Raw genomic sequence first — 17,009 nt, 5'->3', positions numbered from 1 at the left:
GCGAGAAGGCCGAGGGTCGTGCCGGACGCATCAGCGCCACGTTGATGCACATGGACCTGGTGATCCTGGACGAACTGGGCTACCTGCCGTTCAGCCAGGCCGGCGGCGCCTTGCTGTTCCACCTGCTGAGCAAGCTCTACGAGCGCACCAGCGTCATGATCACCACCAACCTGACCTTCGGTGAATGGGCCGCCGTCTTCGGCGACGCCAAGATGACCACCGCGCTGCTCGACCGCCTCACCCACCACTGCCACATCGTCGAGACAGGCAACGAGTCCTACCGCTTCCGGCACTCCACGGCCACTGCCAAGACCCGAATCCGGGCGCGCGAACAGGCTCGCCGCACGGCAACCACAGACCCTGACCAGGAGGGCGTCAACCCAGCCAGCGACTAGACTTATCCACAGATGGCTGTCCTCGCGACAGCCTCCCGCCCCTGGTCAAAGTTCAATCGGCACGGGTGGTCAAAATTCGGTCGGCGTCAACACCTATTTGACATAAACATTACTGACCTGTACCAACCAGCACTGCCATCTCCGTCAGGCAGCGCGACGGTTTCTGAACCAGTGTGACCGGCCCCGCTGGACTGTGCCGTGACTGTGACTGGATCAGCTTGGAATGCGGGTTGGCAAGCGCCGCAAGTGGTTGATTTAAAAGAAATTTAGGGTGCCGGTCTGCGGCTACGAACCAAGGGGTCGTGGGTTCGAATCCTGCCAGCCGCGCCAGAATTTGCGTTCTAGATCAACGGGTTAGATGCTTCGGCGTCTAGCCCGTTTGTCTTTGGGCTGGGGACTTCCTGGGGTGGACTGTTCCCCAGACCCCTCGCGTTGTCGCTGCTCGGGCTCGGCGCGATCAGGGCAGTCAGTTGCCTGCCATGCCGCTGCGGCTCTGCCGCGCATTGATCAGGCCCACCAACTCGATCACCGAGTGCACATCGAGCTTCGCGTAGATCTTGCGCACATGGTCTACCACGGTGGCCACTGACACGCCCAGCTGTTCGGCCGCTTCGGTCTGGGTGCGGCCGGCATGCAGCAGCAGGCACACCTCCTGCTGCGCGTGGGTCAGGTCGAACGAGGCCACGGCGCGGCGAGCGGCCACGATGTTGGGCTCGCGGTGGCTGATTGTCACGTGCAGCTGTGCGCCGCCATCGGGCTGGGTGCCCTTGAGGCCGCAGCCGTCAAAGACGAACTGTCCCCAGGCGTTCTGAACCTGCAGTGAGCAGGTCTGGAACGCATCGCGTTGCGCCAGCCATTGTCGGCACAGCGTGGCCAGCACGGGGAAGCTCTCCGCCGCCGGCGCTGCGGCAGCCCGCTCGGGCGTGACGTCGCCATGGGCCAGCAGCAGCAGGCGGTGCGCATTGGCCGACAGCTGCGTCACCTGGCCCTGCGTTCCCAGGCAGACGAATGCCAGGCCGGCGGGACTGGCGATGTAGGCCGGGGCACCGACCGTTGGTGTCGGCGCGCTCAGGCCGCGGGCGATGTAGGGCGCGATGCGCTCCAGCAGGCGCTCGTCGGCTGCTGTGAAGCGGCGGTCGCCCGGGCCACGGTACAGCACCAGGGAACCCAGCGGCGTGCCGCTGCTGGTGCGCACGATGGTCTCGATGCGCGTCTTCAGCCGCTGGGGTCGCCAGATCTCGTTGTACAGCGCTGACTCGTAGAACGCCGGCTGGTCCAGCTGTTCGGCGGTCTTGACCGAGGCGCGGCCCGTGATGGTGTCGCGAAAGGCCGGCATCACCTCCAGTTCACGTTGATTGTGGAACTCCTCGAAGTAGTGTTTGGCCACCTCGTGGTCGATCGGACCCTCGAAGAAGTAGCGCACCAGGCGGCCATCGGGCTCGGTCCAGTCGAACAGGTTGCGGTACGAGGGGATGACCCCGTGCAGAGCCTCGAGCACGGCGGCAATGAAGCCCTCCGGCGGCAGGCCGGCACTGGCCAGCGCCCGGATCTGGCTGACTTTGGACGTGTTTTTCACAGTGCTAGCTTCGCATCGGTTGGTGTGCGATTCGCCCCCTTGTCAGGGGGTGATTGTGAGACTGATCCCGTTCACAGTGCGTCCCCAGGATGGAGTTCGCGCGGGTGCCGCAGCCCGGCGGGTCCTCCTCAAGAAACAAGCAAGGAGAGGATCATGCTGCTGGACACCGGAAGGGATGCGCCGTCGGCGCTGGGTCATCCGCAAGCGGATGCGGGGGGCTCGGCGTTGATGAACGCCTTGATCAACCAGATTGAGTGTGGCCTGCTGGCCTGCGACCAGGACGGCTTGTTGCTGTTCGCCAACCGGGCGGCGCGGCGTGAGCTCGACGCGGGTCGAATTCTGACGCTGCACGAGCAACGTGTTCGTGCCGCGGCGGGCTCGGCCCCGGAGTGGGCCAGTGCGCTGGTCGACGCGGCCGAGCGGCGCCGTGCCAGGCTGCTGCAACTGGGCGAAGCGGACCACCGCACCATGGTGGCAGTCACCCCCATCTGGGAGCCCTGGCTGAACCAGCCTGTGGCCCTGGTGATGCTGGGGCGCCGTTTGCCCGGCTCGCCGCTGGCCTTGCAGATGCTGGCGCTGCGCCACGGCCTGACGCAGGCCGAGTCCCGGGTGCTGGGTGGGCTGCTGTCCAATATGCAGGCACGCGACATTGCCGAGGCCCATGGCGTGGGCCTGGCCACGATCCGGACCCAGATCCAGTCGGTGCGCAACAAGTTCGGCGTGAGCACCATCGACGCGCTGCTGCTGCAGGTGGCCGAGTTGCCGCCGATCACTGCGGCGGTGCACTGAGCGACGGGAAGGCGCTTCGACACGACAGGCGCATGAATGGGTGTCGGGCTGGTGCGTGGCGGTAGGGCTTCCTGAGCGGCCCTGGGCAGTCGGTCCCGGGTTCAGGCAAGCTGTCGCCCATGACGACGTCCGCAGACACACCTGTCTCTCTCGCCAACGCCTGCTGGCACGCCCGTTTTGCGGCGGCCGTGCCAGACATGGCCGTGGCCTGGACGCCCACCACAGTGCCGGCACCGAGCGCGTTGGCACTGAACGATGCGCTGGCGCTTGAGCTGGGCCTGGACCCGACCTCACTGGCCGGCTCCGAAGGCTTGGCGGTGTTGGCAGGCAACGCGGTGCCGGCGGCCGCTCGGCCGGTGGCCCAGGCCTATGCCGGACACCAGTTCGGCGGTTTCTCGCCGCGACTGGGTGATGGCCGGGCGCTGCTGATCGGCGAGCTGCGCGACCGGCACGGACGCTGGCGCGACGTGGCACTCAAGGGCAGTGGCCGCACGCCGTTCTCGCGCGGTGGCGATGGCAAGGCGGCGCTGGGGCCGGTGCTGCGCGAGTTCCTGGTGTCCGAGGCCATGCACGCGCTGGATATTCCCACCACCCGTTCGCTGGCCGCGGTGGCCACCGGCGAAACGGTCTGGCGCGAGCGCCCGCTGCCGGGTGCCGTGCTCACGCGCGTGGCGGCCAGCCACCTGCGCGTGGGCAGCTTCCAGTACGCCGCGGCCTGGGGCGAGGGCGAGTCCCTGCGCGCACTGGCCGACCACGCGATCGCGCTGCACCAACCCCAGGACATCGACCGTCCCGACCGCTACCACGCACTTCTGCAAGGCGTGGCCCAGCGCCAGGCGGCGTTGGTGGCGCGCTGGATGGGCGTGGGCTTCATCCACGGCGTGATGAACACCGACAACATGACGATCTCGGGCGAGACGATCGACTACGGCCCCTGCGCCTTCATGGAGGCCTACGGGCCGCGCACGGTGTTCAGCTCGATCGATGTGGCGGGCCGCTATGCCTACGCCAACCAGCCGCTGATCGCGCGCTGGAACCTGGCGCGGCTGGCCGAGTGCCTGCTACCGCTGCTGCACGCCGACGAGCAGCAGGCACTGCGCCTGGCCACCGGCGTGGTCGATGCCTTCCCGGCGTTCTACCGCGCTGCATGGCTGGGCGTGATGCGCGCCAAGCTGGGCCTGCCCGGAGCGGGTGATGATGACGCCGATGAGGCCCTGGCCCAGGCCTTCCTGGGCCTGCTGCAGCCGAGGCAGATCGACTTCACGTCGGCCTTCCGCGCTCTGAACAGCGCAGCGGTGGGCGACGAGTCACGCCTGCGCGCGCTCTTCGCGACCGAGGCCGACGAGGCACTGGACGCCTGGCTGGGCCGGTGGCATCAGCGCCGCCATGGCGCTGGCGAGGCGCAAGCCCAGGCCATGCGCCGCGCCAACCCGGCCTACATCGCCCGCAACCACCAGGTGGAAGCGGCGCTGGAGGCCGCGCAGGAGCGGCAGGATCTGGCGCCCTTCGAGCGCCTGCTGGCGGTGGTGCGTGCGCCCTTCGACGAGCGGCCGCAGGATGCCGCCTACACCGAGCCGGCGCCGCTGGCGGTGACCGCCGGCTACCAGACCTTCTGCGGCACCTGATCAGGTGCCGGCGGGCCGCGCCAGGGCCAGCGCGGCGCTCAGCACGCTGCGGTCGCCGATGTGGTTGGCCAGGATCAGCACCAGCTTGGCGTTCATCAGTTCGACCTGCTCGTCGTTCAGTTCACGCTGGCTGTTGATCAGTTCCTCGTAGAAGCCGTCCGGGTCGGCGATGCGGGGTTCGGTGTGGAGCGTGCTCATCGCGGGGTCCTCGGTCAGGCGGCCAGGCAGCGGCGCAGTGCGTTGGTGGCCTGCTCGGCGTCAAAGTGGCGCCAGCGGGCGGCCACATGCTGGTCGGGGCGGATCAGGTAGACGGTGCCGGGCTGGGCGTCGTAGCGCTGGGCCACCAGGCCGTCGGTGTCGTGCAGGTCACGGCCCACGTGCAGCACGCGGGTCAGCACGCCGTTGACCTCGATCGACTCAGCAGCCGCATCGCCAAAGGCCAGCAGCACGAAGCTGCCACCCAGGTGCTTGAGCAGCCAGCTGCGTTGGCCCTTGACCTCGACCGGTGCATCCGCGCAGTTGGTGCCCGGGCGCATCAGGCCGGCGAAGCGGTCGGTGTCGGGTGTGTTCAGGGGTGACTGCAGGTAGGGCGTCGGCGTGGACAGGCGGCCGCTGTTGACCAGCGGGCGTGCGAAGGCCTCGGTCTTGGCCAGTTCCAGCACTGCGTCGCGGTAGCGCAGGCTGCCGCGGCTCTTGGGCGTGATGAAGTCGGTCGAGCGGGTGGAGTTCTTCAGGTTGTCGTCGGCCGCATAGGCGCGCTCGGCGTGGTAGCTGTCGATCAGCGCCTCCGGGGCGCGGCCGTCCAGAACCAGTTTCAGCTTCCAGGTCAGGTTGTCCACATCCTGCACGCCGGTGTTGGCGCCGCGCGCGCCGAAGGGCGAAACCTGGTGCGCGGCGTCGCCGGTGAACAGCACGCGGCCGTAGCGGAAGCTGTCGATGCGCCGGCACGCGAACTGGTAGACCGAGACCCATTCCAGCTCGAATTCGGCCTCTGGGCCGAGCATCGCCTGGATGCGCGGGATCACGTTCTCGGGCTTCTTCTCCTCGTCGGGGTCGCTGTCCCAGCCCAGCTGGAAGTCGATGCGCCAGACGTTGTCGCTCTGCTTGTGCAGCAGCACGCTGGTGGGCTTGCCGGGGCGGCTGTAGAAGGGGGGGTCGAACCAGAACCAGCGCTCGGTCGGGAAATCCGCTTTCATGACCACGTCGGCGATCAGGAAGCGGTCCTGGAAGAACTGGCCGGTGAACTGGCCGTCGAGCATCTTGCGGGTGTCGCTGTTGGCGCCGTCGGCGGCGATCACCCAGGTGGCCTCCATCGTGAAGACGCCGTCGGGGGTCTGCACGGTCAGCACGGCATGGTCGTCATGTTGGGCGATGGCCAGCAGCTTGTGCTTCCAGCGCAGGTCCACCAGCGGCGAAGCGTCGCAGGCCTCGACCATGTACTCCTCGAGGTAGTACTGCTGCAGGTTGATCATCGCCGGCATCTTGTGCGCCGGCTCGGGCAGCAGGTCAAAGCTGTAGGCCAGGTCGTTCTTGAAAAAGACCTTGCCCACCTTCCAGCTCACGCCCTTCTCGACCATGCGCTCGCCCACGCCCAGGCGGTCCCAGATCTCCAGCGGCCGCTTGGCGTAACACACCGCGCGCGAGCCGATGCTGACCGTGTTGTTGTCGTCCAGCACCACCACCGGGATGCCATAGGCGGCGCAGTCCAGCGCCTGGGTCAGGCCGATCGGGCCGGCGCCGATCACCACCACGGGGTGGCGCTGGACGGTGCCGCTGCGTTGCTCGTCCGAGCAGCGGTAGGCGAACTCGGGGTAGGTGTAGGTCTTCTGCATGGCGGGGGCCGATCAGGTCAGTGCTTGAACTCGGACTCGTGCATCCAGGCAGCGTGCGTGGGCGCACGCTTGGTCTGGGCCCACTCGTTGAGCATGGCCCATTTCACCTCGTCCAGGTCCTTGGCCATCTTGGGTGTGGCGGTGTCGGCGGCCAGCTCCAGCCGGTGGCCATTGGGGTCGAAGAAATAGATCGACTTGAAAATGGTGTGGTCGGTCAGGCCCACCACCTCGATGCCGTCGGCCTGCAGCCGGGCCTTGATCTGCTCGAGCTCGTCCACGCTGCCCACCTTGAAGGCGATGTGCTGCACCCACTCCGGGGTGTTGCTGTCGCGGCCCATGGCGGGTGAGTTGGGCAGCTCGAAGAAGGCCAGCACATTGCCGGCGCCCGCATCCAGGAAGACGTGCATGTACGGGTCCGGGGCCTTGGTCGACGGCACCTGGTTCTCGGCGATCGCCAGGATGAAGTTCATGCCCAGGTACTTGCCGTACCACTCGACGGTCTGCTTGGCGTCCTTGCAGCGGTAGGCAACGTGGTGGATGCGTTCGATGGGCATGGCGGTCTCCGGCGGTGTGATGGGCCTTATAGTAACCAACGTTACTATTAAAGGTCAAGATCGAATCGTGCCTGCAGCATGTTTTCGGGGGAAATCCCTGATCCTCTCCTGTGCTTCATCGTCTGACTTGTTACTATCCTGCCCGCCATGAAGCTCGACGAGTTCTTCCCCTACCGCCTGGCCGTGCTGGCCGAGGCGGTCAGCCGCTCGATGGCGCAGGTCTATGCCGAGCGCTTCGACCTCAGCCGTGATGAGTGGCGGGTGCTGGCCGCGTTGGCCGAGCGCAGCCCGATGAAGACCACTGCGCTGATCGAGCACACCACGATGGACAAGATGCGAACCAGCCGCGCCGTCAACCGCATGCTGCAGGCTGGCTGGATTGCCCGCGAGGACGACCCTGACGACGGCCGCGGCTATCTGCTGAGCCTGCTGCCCGCCGGCTTGGCGCTGTACCGCAAGATCGTGCCCATGGTGCAGGCCCGCGAGGCCTACCTCTTCGAAGGACTCAGTGACGACGAGAAGGCGTTGCTGCAGCGCGCCCTGGACCAGGTGCTGGAGCGCGCGCGCCAGTTGGCGCGCCAGGGCTGATCAGCCGCCGGCCAGCGACAGCGAGGGCAGAGGCAGCGACTCGGTCTGACCCATCACCCGTCCGCGCAGCGTGTTGCGGCCACCGGCCTTGGCGGCGTAGAGCTGGCTGTCGGCCAGCGCCAGCAGGTCCTGGTAGCTGCCGTCGCGGGGGGCGAAGTCGGCTGGCTTGCAGGCCACGCCCACGCTCACTGTGGACGGGTGGTTGGGGTCCAGGTGGCCGCTGTCCTCGCGCACGCGCTCGACGATCATGCGGCCCAGCAGCATCACCGCCTCGGGCTCGCTGTCGGGCAGCACGCAGGCGAACTCCTCGCCGCCGTAGCGCGCCACCACGTCGCTGGTGCGGCGGATGCAGCGGCGCAGCACCTCGGCCACCTGGCGCAGGCGCTGGTCGCCCGACTGGTGGCCGAGCTGGTCATTAAAACGCTTGAAGTGGTCGATGTCGACCATCAGCAGGCTCAAGGGCGTGCGGTTGCGCAGCGCGCGACCCCACTCGGCGTCCAGCCGTTCGTCGAAGAAGCGGCGGTTGTGCACGCCGGTCAGGCCATCGACGAAGACCATCTGGCGCAGCAGGTCGCCCTGCAGCTTCAGTGTCAGGTGGGTACGCACGCGGGCGCGCACGATGGCCGGATGGATCGGCTTGACGATGAAGTCCACCGCACCGCAGGACAGGCCCTGGGTCTCGGCGTCGGCGTCGTCGCGGGCCGTGACAAAGATCACCGGGATGCCGCGGGTTTCCGGCTGCGACTGCAGGCGACGGCAGACCTCGAAGCCGTCGATGCCGGGCAGGCCGATGTCCAGCAGCACCAGGTCGGGCTGGCGGCGGGCGCACAGCGCCAGCGCTGATTCGCCGTCGGTGGCCACCAGCACCTGGCAGTCCTTGGCGAACACGGTGTAGAGCGCCTGCACATTCAGCGGTTCATCGTCCACCACCAGCAGGCAGGGGCGTTGAGCGCCCAGCAGCTCAGGGGGCAGGAAGTCGTGGGCGCCGATCATGGCGCGGCCTCCAGCAGCGTCGGCTCGCTGGCCGCGACCGCTGTGTCCAGCGCGCCGATGATCGCTTCGAGCGCACGACCGGCCTCGGCAAAGTCCAGCCGCGCCATGGCCTGGGCCAGTGGTGTGGCCAAGGCTGCCGGCATGGCGGGCGCCAGCGTCTGCAACTGCTGGTGCAATTCGGTGGCGGCCATGTCGTGTTCGGCCAGGTGCGCCTGCAGGCGTGCCAGCAGGGTTCGCAGCGCGGGTGCGTCCAGCGGCGGCCAGACGTCGTTCGCCGCGGCCTTGGGCTCGGCCCGGTCCAGTTGCTCGGCCAGGCTGCGCAGTGCCTGGGCGGCGGGGCCCAGGCGGGCCAGCACAGCGTCGGGTGCCTCGGGGGCACGGCCGTCCTGCTGGCGCTCGGCCGCGCCGGCGGCTTCGGCCAGTGGGGTGGCGCCCAGCATGCCGGCCAGACCCTTGAGCGAATGCAGTTCGCGCGCCAGGCCGGCGTGGTCCGCCGCCTGCCACAGGCTGGCCAGACGCTCGGCCAGGGCTGGCACGCCATCGGCAAACTGGCGCGCCATGCGGGCCCAGACCTCGGTGCGGTGCAGCACGCGCTCCAGGGCGCGCGCCAGATCGATCTCGGCGGCGCGGGCCTGCGCCAGCACGGCCGGGTCGATGGACGACGGCGGGTTGACCGTGGCCGTGTCGCCCTCGTCATCTTCCCAGCCGGTCCAGCGCTGCAGGCAGCGCACCAGCGCGTCCAGGTCGAAGGGCTTGCCGACATGGTCGTCCATGCCGGCATCCAGGGCCTCGGCGCGGTCGGCCTCGGAGACATTGGCCGACATGGCAATGATCGGGCGGTGGGCGTGCGCCGGACGCTGGCGCAAGGCGCGGGTGGCTTCCAGCCCGTCCATCACCGGCATGCGCACATCCATCAGCACCGCGTGGTAGTCGGCGCTGTCTGCGCGGTCCAGGGCCTGCTGGCCGTCCTCGGCGCAGTCGACCTGCGCGCCTTCGTCCTCCAGCAGCTCGCAGGCCACCTGACGGTTGTTGGCATTGTCCTCGACCAGCAGGATGCGCATGCCCCTCAGGCGGCGCGGGCCACCCGGGCGCACCGGGGCGGTCAGCGCGCTGTCGGTCAGCCTGCGCCAGGCGGCCTGGTCGCTGCCGGGCTCGGCGTGCGGCAGCACCAGCTCGAAATGGAAGCGGCTGCCTCGGCCGGGTGCGCTGTCCAGCCGCAGGGTGCCGCCCATCATCTGCACCAGCTGGCTGCTGATCGCCAGGCCCAGGCCGGTGCCGCCATAGCGGCGCGTGGTGGAGGTTTCGGCCTGGCCGAAGCTGCTGAAGATCGTGGCCTGGTGCTCGGGGGCGATGCCGATGCCGGTGTCGGTGACCTCAAAGGCCACACGCAGTCCGGCGGCTTCCTCGCCCACTGCGCGCATGCCCACCAGCACTTCGCCACGCTCGGTGAACTTGATTGCATTGCCGCCCAGGTTCATCAACACCTGCATCAGGCGCATCGCGTCGCCCAGCAGCCAGGGGGGCAGGCCGTCGGCGCCCTCCAGGCGCAATCGCACCGGTCGCTCGTCATGCAACTGCCCGTTGAGCAGCAGCGACAGGTCCTGCAGCAGGTGCACCGGCTGGAAGGGCTGAGGGTCGAGGACCATGCGGCCGGCCTCGATCTTGGAGGCGTCCAGGATGTCGTTCAGCAGGGCCAGCAGTGTGCGCGCCGCGCCTTCGGACTTGGCCACGTAGTCCAGCTGCCGCGTGTTCAGCGCGGTGCGGCGCAGCAGGCGCAGCATGCCCAGCACGGCGTTGAGCGGCGTGCGGACCTCGTGGCTCATGTTGGCCAGGAACTCGCCCTTGATGCGGCTGCCGGCCTCGGCGCGCTCGCGCGCCTCGACCAGCTCGGTGATGTCGATGCGAAAGCCCACGGTGTGGCCATCGGGCATGCGCCGCTCAATCACGCGCAGCCAGCGGCCGTCGTCGAGCTTCATGACGATCTCGTGGCCCGCCGAGCGGTGGGCGCGCATGCGTTCGGCCACCCACTCGTCCACGCGGCCGATGGCGGCGGCGTACTGGCCCCGCAGCGCACCGCCGCGGATGATCTCCTCGAAACTGGCGCCTTCGACGATCAGGTCGGCCGAAGTGCTGAACATGCGCCGGTAGGGCTCATTGCACAGCACCAGCCGGTCCTCGGGGTCGTAGAGCACGAAGCCCTCGTCCAGCGTGTCCATGGCGGTGCGCAGCAGCGCCTCGGCGCGCAGGACCTGGGCCTCGCGGTGCCGGCGTTCGGTGATGTCGGCATAGATCAGCACCAGCCCGCCGTCGGGCATCGGGGCGCTGGTGACCTCGTAGCTGAGGCCCTGGCGATGCAGCTCGAAGGTCTCGCGCCGGCGCTCCTGGTGGCGTCGGCAAGCCTGGGTCACACGGGCCTCGATGTGCTCGGCGGCGCTGCCGTCGCGCTGGCCGGCCTGGCGCACCACGTCTTCCAGCAGCCGCCCGGGCTGCTCCAGCCACAGCGGATCGGCCAGCACGGCATCGGCAAAGGCCTGGTTGTGGGTGCGCAGTTGGCGCTCGGCGTCAAACAACGCCAGGCCCAGCGGCAGATGTTCGATCAGGCCGCGCAGCACTTCGTGGCTGCGCCGCAGGCCATGCTGCAGTTCGCGCTGGCGGGTGACGTCCTGGACCGCGCCCACCCAGCGCCGGACCTGGCCGTCGTCGTCGGTCATGGCCTCACCGACGATGCGCAGCCAGCGCGCTTCGCGCAGGTTGTGCAGCGGCAGCTCCAGGTCCCAGCCGGCGCCGGTGTCCAGACCACGGCGCACGGCCTGCAGCAGCGCATAGCGCGCCCAGGGGGCGAGCCGGCGCAGCGCCTGGCGCAGGCTCACCGGCCGATCGGTGGGCAGGCCCGTCAGCGCACGCAGGCGCTCGGACAGCTCCAGTGCCAGGGGCTGCAGCGTCAGACTCCAGCCGCCCACGCCAGCCACGCGGCCGACCTGGTCGAGGAAGCGCCGGCTGTCGCGCAGCGACTGCTCCAGGCGCTTGGCGGCGGTGATGTCGGTGCGGATCGACACCATGCGCTCCAGGCGGCCATCGGCCCCTACGAAGGGTGCGACGATGCTGTCGACCCAGTACAGCGAGCCATCCTTGGCGCGGTTGCACACCTCGCCACGCCAGGGGCGCCCGGCATTCACCGTGGTCCACAGCCCGCGCCAGAAGGCCGGCGAATGGTGGCCGGCATTGAGCAGGCGGTGGCTTTGCCCCAGCAGTTCGTCGCGCTGGTAGCCGCTGATGCGGCAGAAGGCGTCGTTGACGTCGACCAGCCGACCCTCGGGGTCGCTGACCGAAACGATGGCGTGCTCGCGGATGGTATTGAGCAGGCCTTGGTGCTCGCGCATCGCCGCGGCCAATTGCCGGGCGCTGTCCTTCTGCGCGCTGAGATCCAGCGTGATCTCGACGAAGCCGTCGAGACGGCCATCACGCAGTGTCATCGGCATCAGCTCGGTGTGTACCCACACCAGCCGGCCGTCGCGGGTGCGGTTGACCAGTTCCACCTTGCAGGCCACATGGCGCGCATAGGCGTCTTCCAGCTGGGCCAGGGCCTCGGGCGTGCTGTGGCCGCTGCCCAGCAGCTCGGCCGGTGTGCGGCCCAGGGCCTCGGCAGCGCTGTGGCCGTAGAGTGTCGTGAAGGCTTCGTTGACCCAGCGGATGCGGCGCGCGTTGTCGGTCATCATGACCGCGTTGGTGGTGCGCTGCGCCACCATGGACAAGCGCGCGCGCTCACGCTGGCGCTGCTGTTGGGCAGCGCGGCGCATCACATGCATCTGGGTCAGCGCCGCACCGATCAGGGCCAGCGCAAGGCTGGCCAGGCCGCCGCGGATCGCCAACTGGCGAAGGCTGTGCTCGGCCTCTGGCGCCGGGCGGGCCTCAGCCTGCAGGTCCAGCTGGAAGGTCCGGCCTGCCAGATGGACGGTTCTGTGGGCGCGGCGCTGCTCGGTCTGCGTCCACGCCGGGCTGCCCCAGCGCAGGCCATCGCGGCCAGCCAGCACCTCGGTCATGGCGACATGCCGCTGGCCCGGATCGACCGCCTCCAGCAGGGCCCGGGGATCCATCAAGGCCAGGGCCCAGCCGACCACCTCGGCGCGGCGACGCTGGGGGTCGGCGCGTGCCTCGCCGCTGGCGTAGACGGGCAGGGTCAACCACCAGGCGCTGCGCTGCGGACCGGCTTGCCAGGTGGGGCCGAGCACGGCCTGGTCGGCGGCCGCGGCGCGGTCCAGGGCCTCGCGCTGGCTGGCGTCGGCGGCCAGGTCCTGGCCGATCAGCTCGCGCGCCGTGGCCCATCGGATCACCCACGGGCGACCGGGGCCCTCTGGCCGGGGCAGGTAGGCCAGACCTTGAACGCCGGCAGCCGCCTGGTCGAAGCCGCTGAGTGCGACGAAGCGATCGAATTCGACATGGCTGACGGCGTCGCTGCCTGCCACCAGGCCGCGCAGGGCCTGCAGAGCGGGCAGCGCCTGGTCCAGACGCTGACGCAGCTCCAGGGGCAGACGGTCGGCCTCGGCCTGGAAGGCGGTTTCGGCCTGTTGCGTCAATGCCTCGCTGCGCTGATGCACGACCACCTGCGTGACCCAGCCGCCGGCAGCCAGCAAGGCGCCGGCGACGGCCAGGGCGAGTGGTGACAGGAACTTCATGGGCGTGACAGCACGGCGCCTGGGCGGACCGTGGCGCCTGCACGATTGTTTCGACGGCCGGGTCTGCGCGCTGGGCTGAAAAGCTGCGCGAAACCGGGGTTTCTCGCGCGCCAGGGTCTTCCCGGGGAGCGTCGCCCAAGCGACATGGCCGGCTGCGGTGCGCCCGCCACAATCGCCGGCCATGGGAAGCCTTTACCTCGTGCGCCATGGGCAGGCCTCATTTGGCGCCGACGACTACGACCAGCTCAGCCCGCTGGGCGCGGTGCAGTGCCGCCTGCTGGGCGAGCACCTGGCGCGCCACGGCCTGGTCTTCGACCGGGTGCTGACCGGCCGGCTCAAGCGCCACCGCCAGAGCCTACAGGCCCTGATCGAGGGCTATGGCCAGGCGCTGCCCCCGGCCGAGGCCCTGGCCGGCCTGGACGAATACGACAGCGAGGCCGTGGTGCGGGCCGTCCATCCGGGCGAGCTGCCGCGGGCGCGCACACCGGAGCTGGCGCGCCAGCATTTCCGTCTGCTGCGCGAGGGTCTGCTGGCCTGGATGGCTGGCCAGACGCAGCCTCAGGGCCTGCCCAGCCACGCCGAGTTCCGCGCCGGCGTGGCCGATGCGCTGGCGCGCGCCCGCGAACACCACGCCGGCCGTGTGCTGGTGGTGTCCAGCGGCGGGCCGATCTCCACCGCCGTGGGCCTGGTGCTGCAGGCGCCGCCGGCCAGCGTGGTGGAGCTGAACATGCGGCTGCGCAACAGCGCGCTGTGCGAGATGGTGGCCTCGGCCAGCCGGCACAGCCTGCTGAGCTTCAACACGCTGCCGCACCTGGACCGACCCGAACTGGCCGACCACATCACCTACGCCTGAGCCCGGTGCGCCAGCGGCAGCGGTGCCGGGGCGCGGCTGGCGATGTATCCGCCGGTGTCCAGCGCCCAGCCCTCGGTGGCTCGGTCGGCGGGGTGCAGTTGCACCTGGACGCCGCCCAGGTCGAGGCCCAGGCCGGCAGCCACGGCGCGGGCCACCAGGGCTTCGGCCCGCTCGGCATCCAGGTGGCGGGCAAAGCGCTGCCAGCGGCGCAGCAGGGCGCCATCGCGCCAGGCATCTTCCAGGCGCTGGCGCAGGCGCAGCGGGTCGCGCTCGCGGCCCCCGTCCCAGGCGCGCGGCAGCAGGCTGTGGAAGACCAACTGGAAGTCGCGCCGCGCCTCGCCGGCCGGCAGCAGCTCGGCCAGGCGCCGGCTGGCGGTGGCGTAGCCGGGCTGCAGCAGCAACCGGGTGATCAGCGCCTGCAGGCCCTGGATCGGGTTGAGCAGGCGCAGCCGGTTGGGCGGCAGCACCAGCAGCGGCAGGCTGGCCGCGACCTCGTGCGGCAGCGGCGTGACAAAGCTCATCAGCACCGCCATGCGCGCCCATTCAGCGGCCGACAGGCCATCGGCGGTGCCCGCGGCGCGCTGCTCAGCCAGCACCGCCATCAGCCGCGCCTCGTCCCAGCGCAGATCGGCCTTGGCCTGGTTGGCGCGCAGGCTGATCACCGCCAGGTTGCCGGCGGCGTAGCCGGCGCCATTGTGGACGCGGTCGACCGAGGCGTCGGTGTCGGCGCCGCTGGCGTGGGTGAAGGGCTCCCGGGTGACCGGGCAGACCGCGCAGTCGATCTGCGCCAGGTAGTGGGGTGTGACCTGCACGCCCTCGAAGGCGCGGCCACGGCGCCAGGCCTGCACCCGCAGCTGCAGCCACTTGCGCACATGCCGATTGGGCCGCAGGGTGCGCTGGCCGCTGCTGGCGCGGCCGGCCTCCCAGCCCTGGCGCAGCGGGCAAGCGCCGCCCAGGTGCTCGGCCGGCGGCACCAGGCCGTGGCGGGCAAAGTCCCAGCCCAGCTCGAAGCCGGTGCGCTCGGGGCTGTCCGGCTCGGGCAGGGGCAGGGCGCTGCCGCGGGGCAGCTCGGGCTCGTCGTCGAAAGCGAGGGCAAGGGCAACCTGGGCCATGGTCAGACTCCGTGTGTCGGGTGGGGCACCTGGCGGCTGGCCGGGTGCATGGATCGCAGTCTGGGCGGCCACAGGCTCAAGGCGTGAGCCTGTGGATCAGCCCCACCCCCGGGGATGTGCGGTGTGGCGGTTATGCTTCAGGCTCACGTCATGAGCTTCAAACCTGGCACGGAGGCCCCCTGGACCGCACCGAACGCTTCTACCGCATCGAGCTGCTGATCAAGTCGCGTGGCGGCGTCAGCTTCGAAGACCTGCTCACCGAGCTGGAGGTTTCGCCTGCCACCCTCAAGCGCGATCTGCAGTACCTGCGCGAGCGCATGGACGCGCCGATCGTCTACGACCGCTTCGACAACCGCTACCGCTTTGAGGCGGGTGGCGGCACCAGTGCGCCGGCGCCGGCGCACCAACTGCCCGGCGTGTGGTTCAGCGAGGCCGAGATCCACGCGCTGCTGACCATGCACCAGCTGATCGAGGGCCTGGACGCCGGCGGCGTGCTGGGCCGCCACCTGCAGCCCTTGCTGGACAAGCTGCACGGCATGCTGGGTGCCAGCGAGGGCGAGGCGCGCGAGCTGATGCGCCGGGTGCGCATTGCCAGCCCGGCGCGCCGGCCGGTGCCCAGCCGCTGGTTCGAGCGCGTGGGCAGCGCGCTGCTCAAGCGCCAGCGCCTCGACATGCGCTACTTCACCCGCGGCAAGGGCAGCGAGTCGCAGCGGGTGGTGTCGCCGCAGCGCCTGATCCACTACCGCAACACCTGGTACCTCGACGCCTGGTGCCACCGCAGCGAGGGCCTGCGCCGCTTTGCGCTGGACGCGGTGCGCGAGCTGCATGTGCTGGAGGACCAGCGCGCCCGCGACGTGGCGATGAAGACGGTGGAGGCCGAACTGGACGGCGGCTACGGCATCTTCAGCGGCAAGGCCACGCAAACTGCCACGCTGCGCTTCGACGCCGAGGCTGCGCAGTGGGTGGCCCACGAGGAGTGGCACCCCGAGCAGCAACTCAAACCCCTGCCCGATGGCGGCCTGGAGATGCGCCTGCCCTACGCCGACGCCACCGAGCTGGCGATGGACATCCTGCGCCACGGTCCGCATGTGCGGGTGCTGGCGCCCGCCGCGCTGGCGCGCCAGGTGGCCGAGCAGCTGTGCGCCGCCGCGCAGCACTACCCATGACGGCCATGTCCCAGGTGCTGCCGAGGGTGGACGCGCTGCTGTCGCGCGGCGGCCGCCGGCTGCTGGGGCTGGCCGCGCCACCCGGCGCCGGCAAGTCGACACTGGCCGCGGCGGTGGCGGCGGCGCGTCCCGGCCAGGTGCAGGCGCTGCCGATGGACGGCTTCCACCTGGCACAGGCCGAGCTGCAGCGCCTGGGCCGCGCCGAGCGCAAGGGCGCGCCAGACACCTTCGATGTGGCCGGTTTCGTGGCGCTGCTGCAGCGCCTGCGCGTCCAGCGGCCCGGCGACGGCCCGGTGTGGGCCCCGGCCTTTCGCCGCGAGATCGAGGAACCGGTGGCCGGTGCGATCGCGGTGGAGGCCGCGACGCCGCTGCTGCTGGTCGAGGGTAACTACCTGCTGCACGAGCGCAATGGCTGGGCGGCGGTGGCGCCCCTGCTGGACGAGTGCGGCTACCTGCATGTGGACGACGCGCTTCGCGTGCCGCGCCTGGTGGCTCGCCACGTGGCCCAAGGCCGATCGCCCGAGGCTGCGCTGGCCTGGGTGATGCGCAGCGATGAAGCCAATGCCGCGCTGGTTCAGGCTGCGCGCCCGCGCGCCCACTGGGTGGTGGAGGGCGATTGATGGGCGAGGACCTGCTGAAGCTGCGTACCGAGTTCGCCCGCTTGCAGGCCTTGCTGGCGGAGCGCGGGCTGACCATGCGTCCGCCGCCGACCGAGCCCACCACCTGCTGTGGGCGTGGCTGCAACGGTTGTGTGTGGGAAGGCTTCTATGCCGCGGCGGCGTACTGGCTGGAGCAGGCGAGGGAGTGCCTGGATGCGGCGGACCCCGCCTAACATCGTCCGACACACCGATGG

Annotated in this window: 15 protein-coding genes; 8 read left to right on the top strand and 7 right to left on the bottom strand. The window is 70.1% G+C overall.

Annotation, left to right across the window (positions count from 1 at the left end):
* On the top strand, nucleotides 1–395 hold a 395-nt coding region (locus KAK06_RS17620), incomplete at its 5' end, for an ATP-binding protein (RefSeq protein ID WP_210803455.1).
* Nucleotides 396–861: 466 nt separating this feature from the next.
* Here KAK06_RS17620 and KAK06_RS17615 read toward each other — a convergent pair.
* Nucleotides 862–1,971 carry a helix-turn-helix transcriptional regulator gene (locus KAK06_RS17615; protein WP_210803454.1) on the bottom strand — a complete coding sequence of 370 codons (1,110 nt, stop codon included), beginning with the start codon at nucleotides 1,969–1,971 and terminating at the stop codon, nucleotides 862–864.
* Between the two features lie 153 nt (nucleotides 1,972–2,124).
* Between KAK06_RS17615 and KAK06_RS17610 the strand changes: the two genes are divergently transcribed.
* Together KAK06_RS17610 and KAK06_RS17605 are read left to right on the top strand one after the other, a co-directional pair.
* Nucleotides 2,125–2,760: a helix-turn-helix transcriptional regulator gene (locus KAK06_RS17610; RefSeq protein ID WP_210803453.1), complete on the top strand. Its 636-nt coding sequence runs from the start codon at nucleotides 2,125–2,127 to the stop codon at nucleotides 2,758–2,760.
* A 119-nt stretch (nucleotides 2,761–2,879) separates the two neighbouring features.
* The gene (locus KAK06_RS17605) at nucleotides 2,880–4,385 is read left to right on the top strand and encodes a protein adenylyltransferase SelO (protein ID WP_210803452.1); all 1,506 of its coding nucleotides are present in this window, start codon (nucleotides 2,880–2,882) and stop codon (nucleotides 4,383–4,385) included.
* On the opposite strand, the gene KAK06_RS17600 is transcribed toward KAK06_RS17605, so the two are convergent.
* The 3 genes from KAK06_RS17600 to KAK06_RS17590 are packed head-to-tail and all read right to left on the bottom strand — an operon-like array spanning nucleotide 4,386 to nucleotide 6,771.
* Nucleotides 4,386–4,583 (bottom strand): DUF2783 domain-containing protein, encoded by a 198-nt coding sequence (locus KAK06_RS17600; protein WP_210803451.1) that lies wholly within the window; start codon nucleotides 4,581–4,583, stop codon nucleotides 4,386–4,388.
* Nucleotides 4,584–4,597: 14 nt separating this feature from the next.
* Complete coding sequence (locus KAK06_RS17595; RefSeq protein WP_210803450.1) at nucleotides 4,598–6,217, bottom strand: FAD-dependent oxidoreductase; 1,620 nt, start codon at nucleotides 6,215–6,217, stop codon at nucleotides 4,598–4,600.
* Nucleotides 6,218–6,234: 17 nt separating this feature from the next.
* Nucleotides 6,235–6,771 carry a VOC family protein gene (locus KAK06_RS17590; protein ID WP_210803449.1) on the bottom strand — a complete coding sequence of 179 codons (537 nt, stop codon included), beginning with the start codon at nucleotides 6,769–6,771 and terminating at the stop codon, nucleotides 6,235–6,237.
* Between the two features lie 147 nt (nucleotides 6,772–6,918).
* Between KAK06_RS17590 and KAK06_RS17585 the strand changes: the two genes are divergently transcribed.
* Complete coding sequence (locus KAK06_RS17585) at nucleotides 6,919–7,359, top strand: MarR family winged helix-turn-helix transcriptional regulator (protein ID WP_210803448.1); 441 nt, start codon at nucleotides 6,919–6,921, stop codon at nucleotides 7,357–7,359.
* Here KAK06_RS17585 and KAK06_RS17580 read toward each other — a convergent pair whose 3' ends face one another.
* Both KAK06_RS17580 and KAK06_RS17575 read right to left on the bottom strand, forming a co-directional pair.
* Entirely contained in the window at nucleotides 7,360–8,352 is a 993-nt protein-coding gene (locus KAK06_RS17580) for a diguanylate cyclase (protein ID WP_210803447.1), read from the bottom strand.
* Nucleotides 8,349–13,025: a PAS-domain containing protein gene (locus KAK06_RS17575; RefSeq protein WP_210803446.1), complete on the bottom strand. Its 4,677-nt coding sequence runs from the start codon at nucleotides 13,023–13,025 to the stop codon at nucleotides 8,349–8,351. The genes KAK06_RS17580 and KAK06_RS17575 overlap by 4 nt, the downstream gene beginning before the upstream one ends.
* Nucleotides 13,026–13,206: 181 nt before the next feature.
* Here KAK06_RS17575 and KAK06_RS17570 point away from each other — a divergent pair, with 181 nt between their 5' ends.
* Nucleotides 13,207–13,878, top strand: a complete 672-nt coding sequence (locus KAK06_RS17570; protein ID WP_210803445.1) for a histidine phosphatase family protein — start codon at nucleotides 13,207–13,209, stop codon at nucleotides 13,876–13,878.
* Here KAK06_RS17570 and KAK06_RS17565 read toward each other — a convergent pair.
* Nucleotides 13,869–14,990, bottom strand: coding sequence for a hypothetical protein (locus KAK06_RS17565; protein WP_210803444.1), 1,122 nt, complete (start codon nucleotides 14,988–14,990; stop codon nucleotides 13,869–13,871). The genes KAK06_RS17570 and KAK06_RS17565 overlap by 10 nt on opposite strands.
* Nucleotides 14,991–15,073: 83 nt before the next feature.
* On the opposite strand from KAK06_RS17565, the gene KAK06_RS17560 reads away from it, so the two are divergent.
* The 3 genes from KAK06_RS17560 to KAK06_RS17550 are packed head-to-tail and all read left to right on the top strand — an operon-like array spanning nucleotide 15,074 to nucleotide 16,988.
* Nucleotides 15,074–16,156 carry a helix-turn-helix transcriptional regulator gene (locus tag KAK06_RS17560; protein WP_310741116.1) on the top strand — a complete coding sequence of 361 codons (1,083 nt, stop codon included), beginning with the start codon at nucleotides 15,074–15,076 and terminating at the stop codon, nucleotides 16,154–16,156.
* Nucleotides 16,153–16,776 carry a nucleoside/nucleotide kinase family protein gene (locus KAK06_RS17555; protein ID WP_210803443.1) on the top strand — a complete coding sequence of 208 codons (624 nt, stop codon included), beginning with the start codon at nucleotides 16,153–16,155 and terminating at the stop codon, nucleotides 16,774–16,776. The genes KAK06_RS17560 and KAK06_RS17555 overlap by 4 nt, the downstream gene beginning before the upstream one ends.
* Nucleotides 16,776–16,988 carry an oxidoreductase-like domain-containing protein gene (locus KAK06_RS17550; protein WP_210803442.1) on the top strand — a complete coding sequence of 71 codons (213 nt, stop codon included), beginning with the start codon at nucleotides 16,776–16,778 and terminating at the stop codon, nucleotides 16,986–16,988. Before KAK06_RS17555 ends, KAK06_RS17550 begins: the two co-directional genes overlap by 1 nt.
* Nucleotides 16,989–17,009 lie beyond the last annotated feature (21 nt).

This window comes from Ideonella aquatica (assembly GCF_018069755.1).
GTDB lineage: Bacteria > Pseudomonadota > Gammaproteobacteria > Burkholderiales > Burkholderiaceae_C > Ideonella > Ideonella aquatica.
This window is presented reverse-complemented; position numbering and strand designations above follow the sequence as displayed.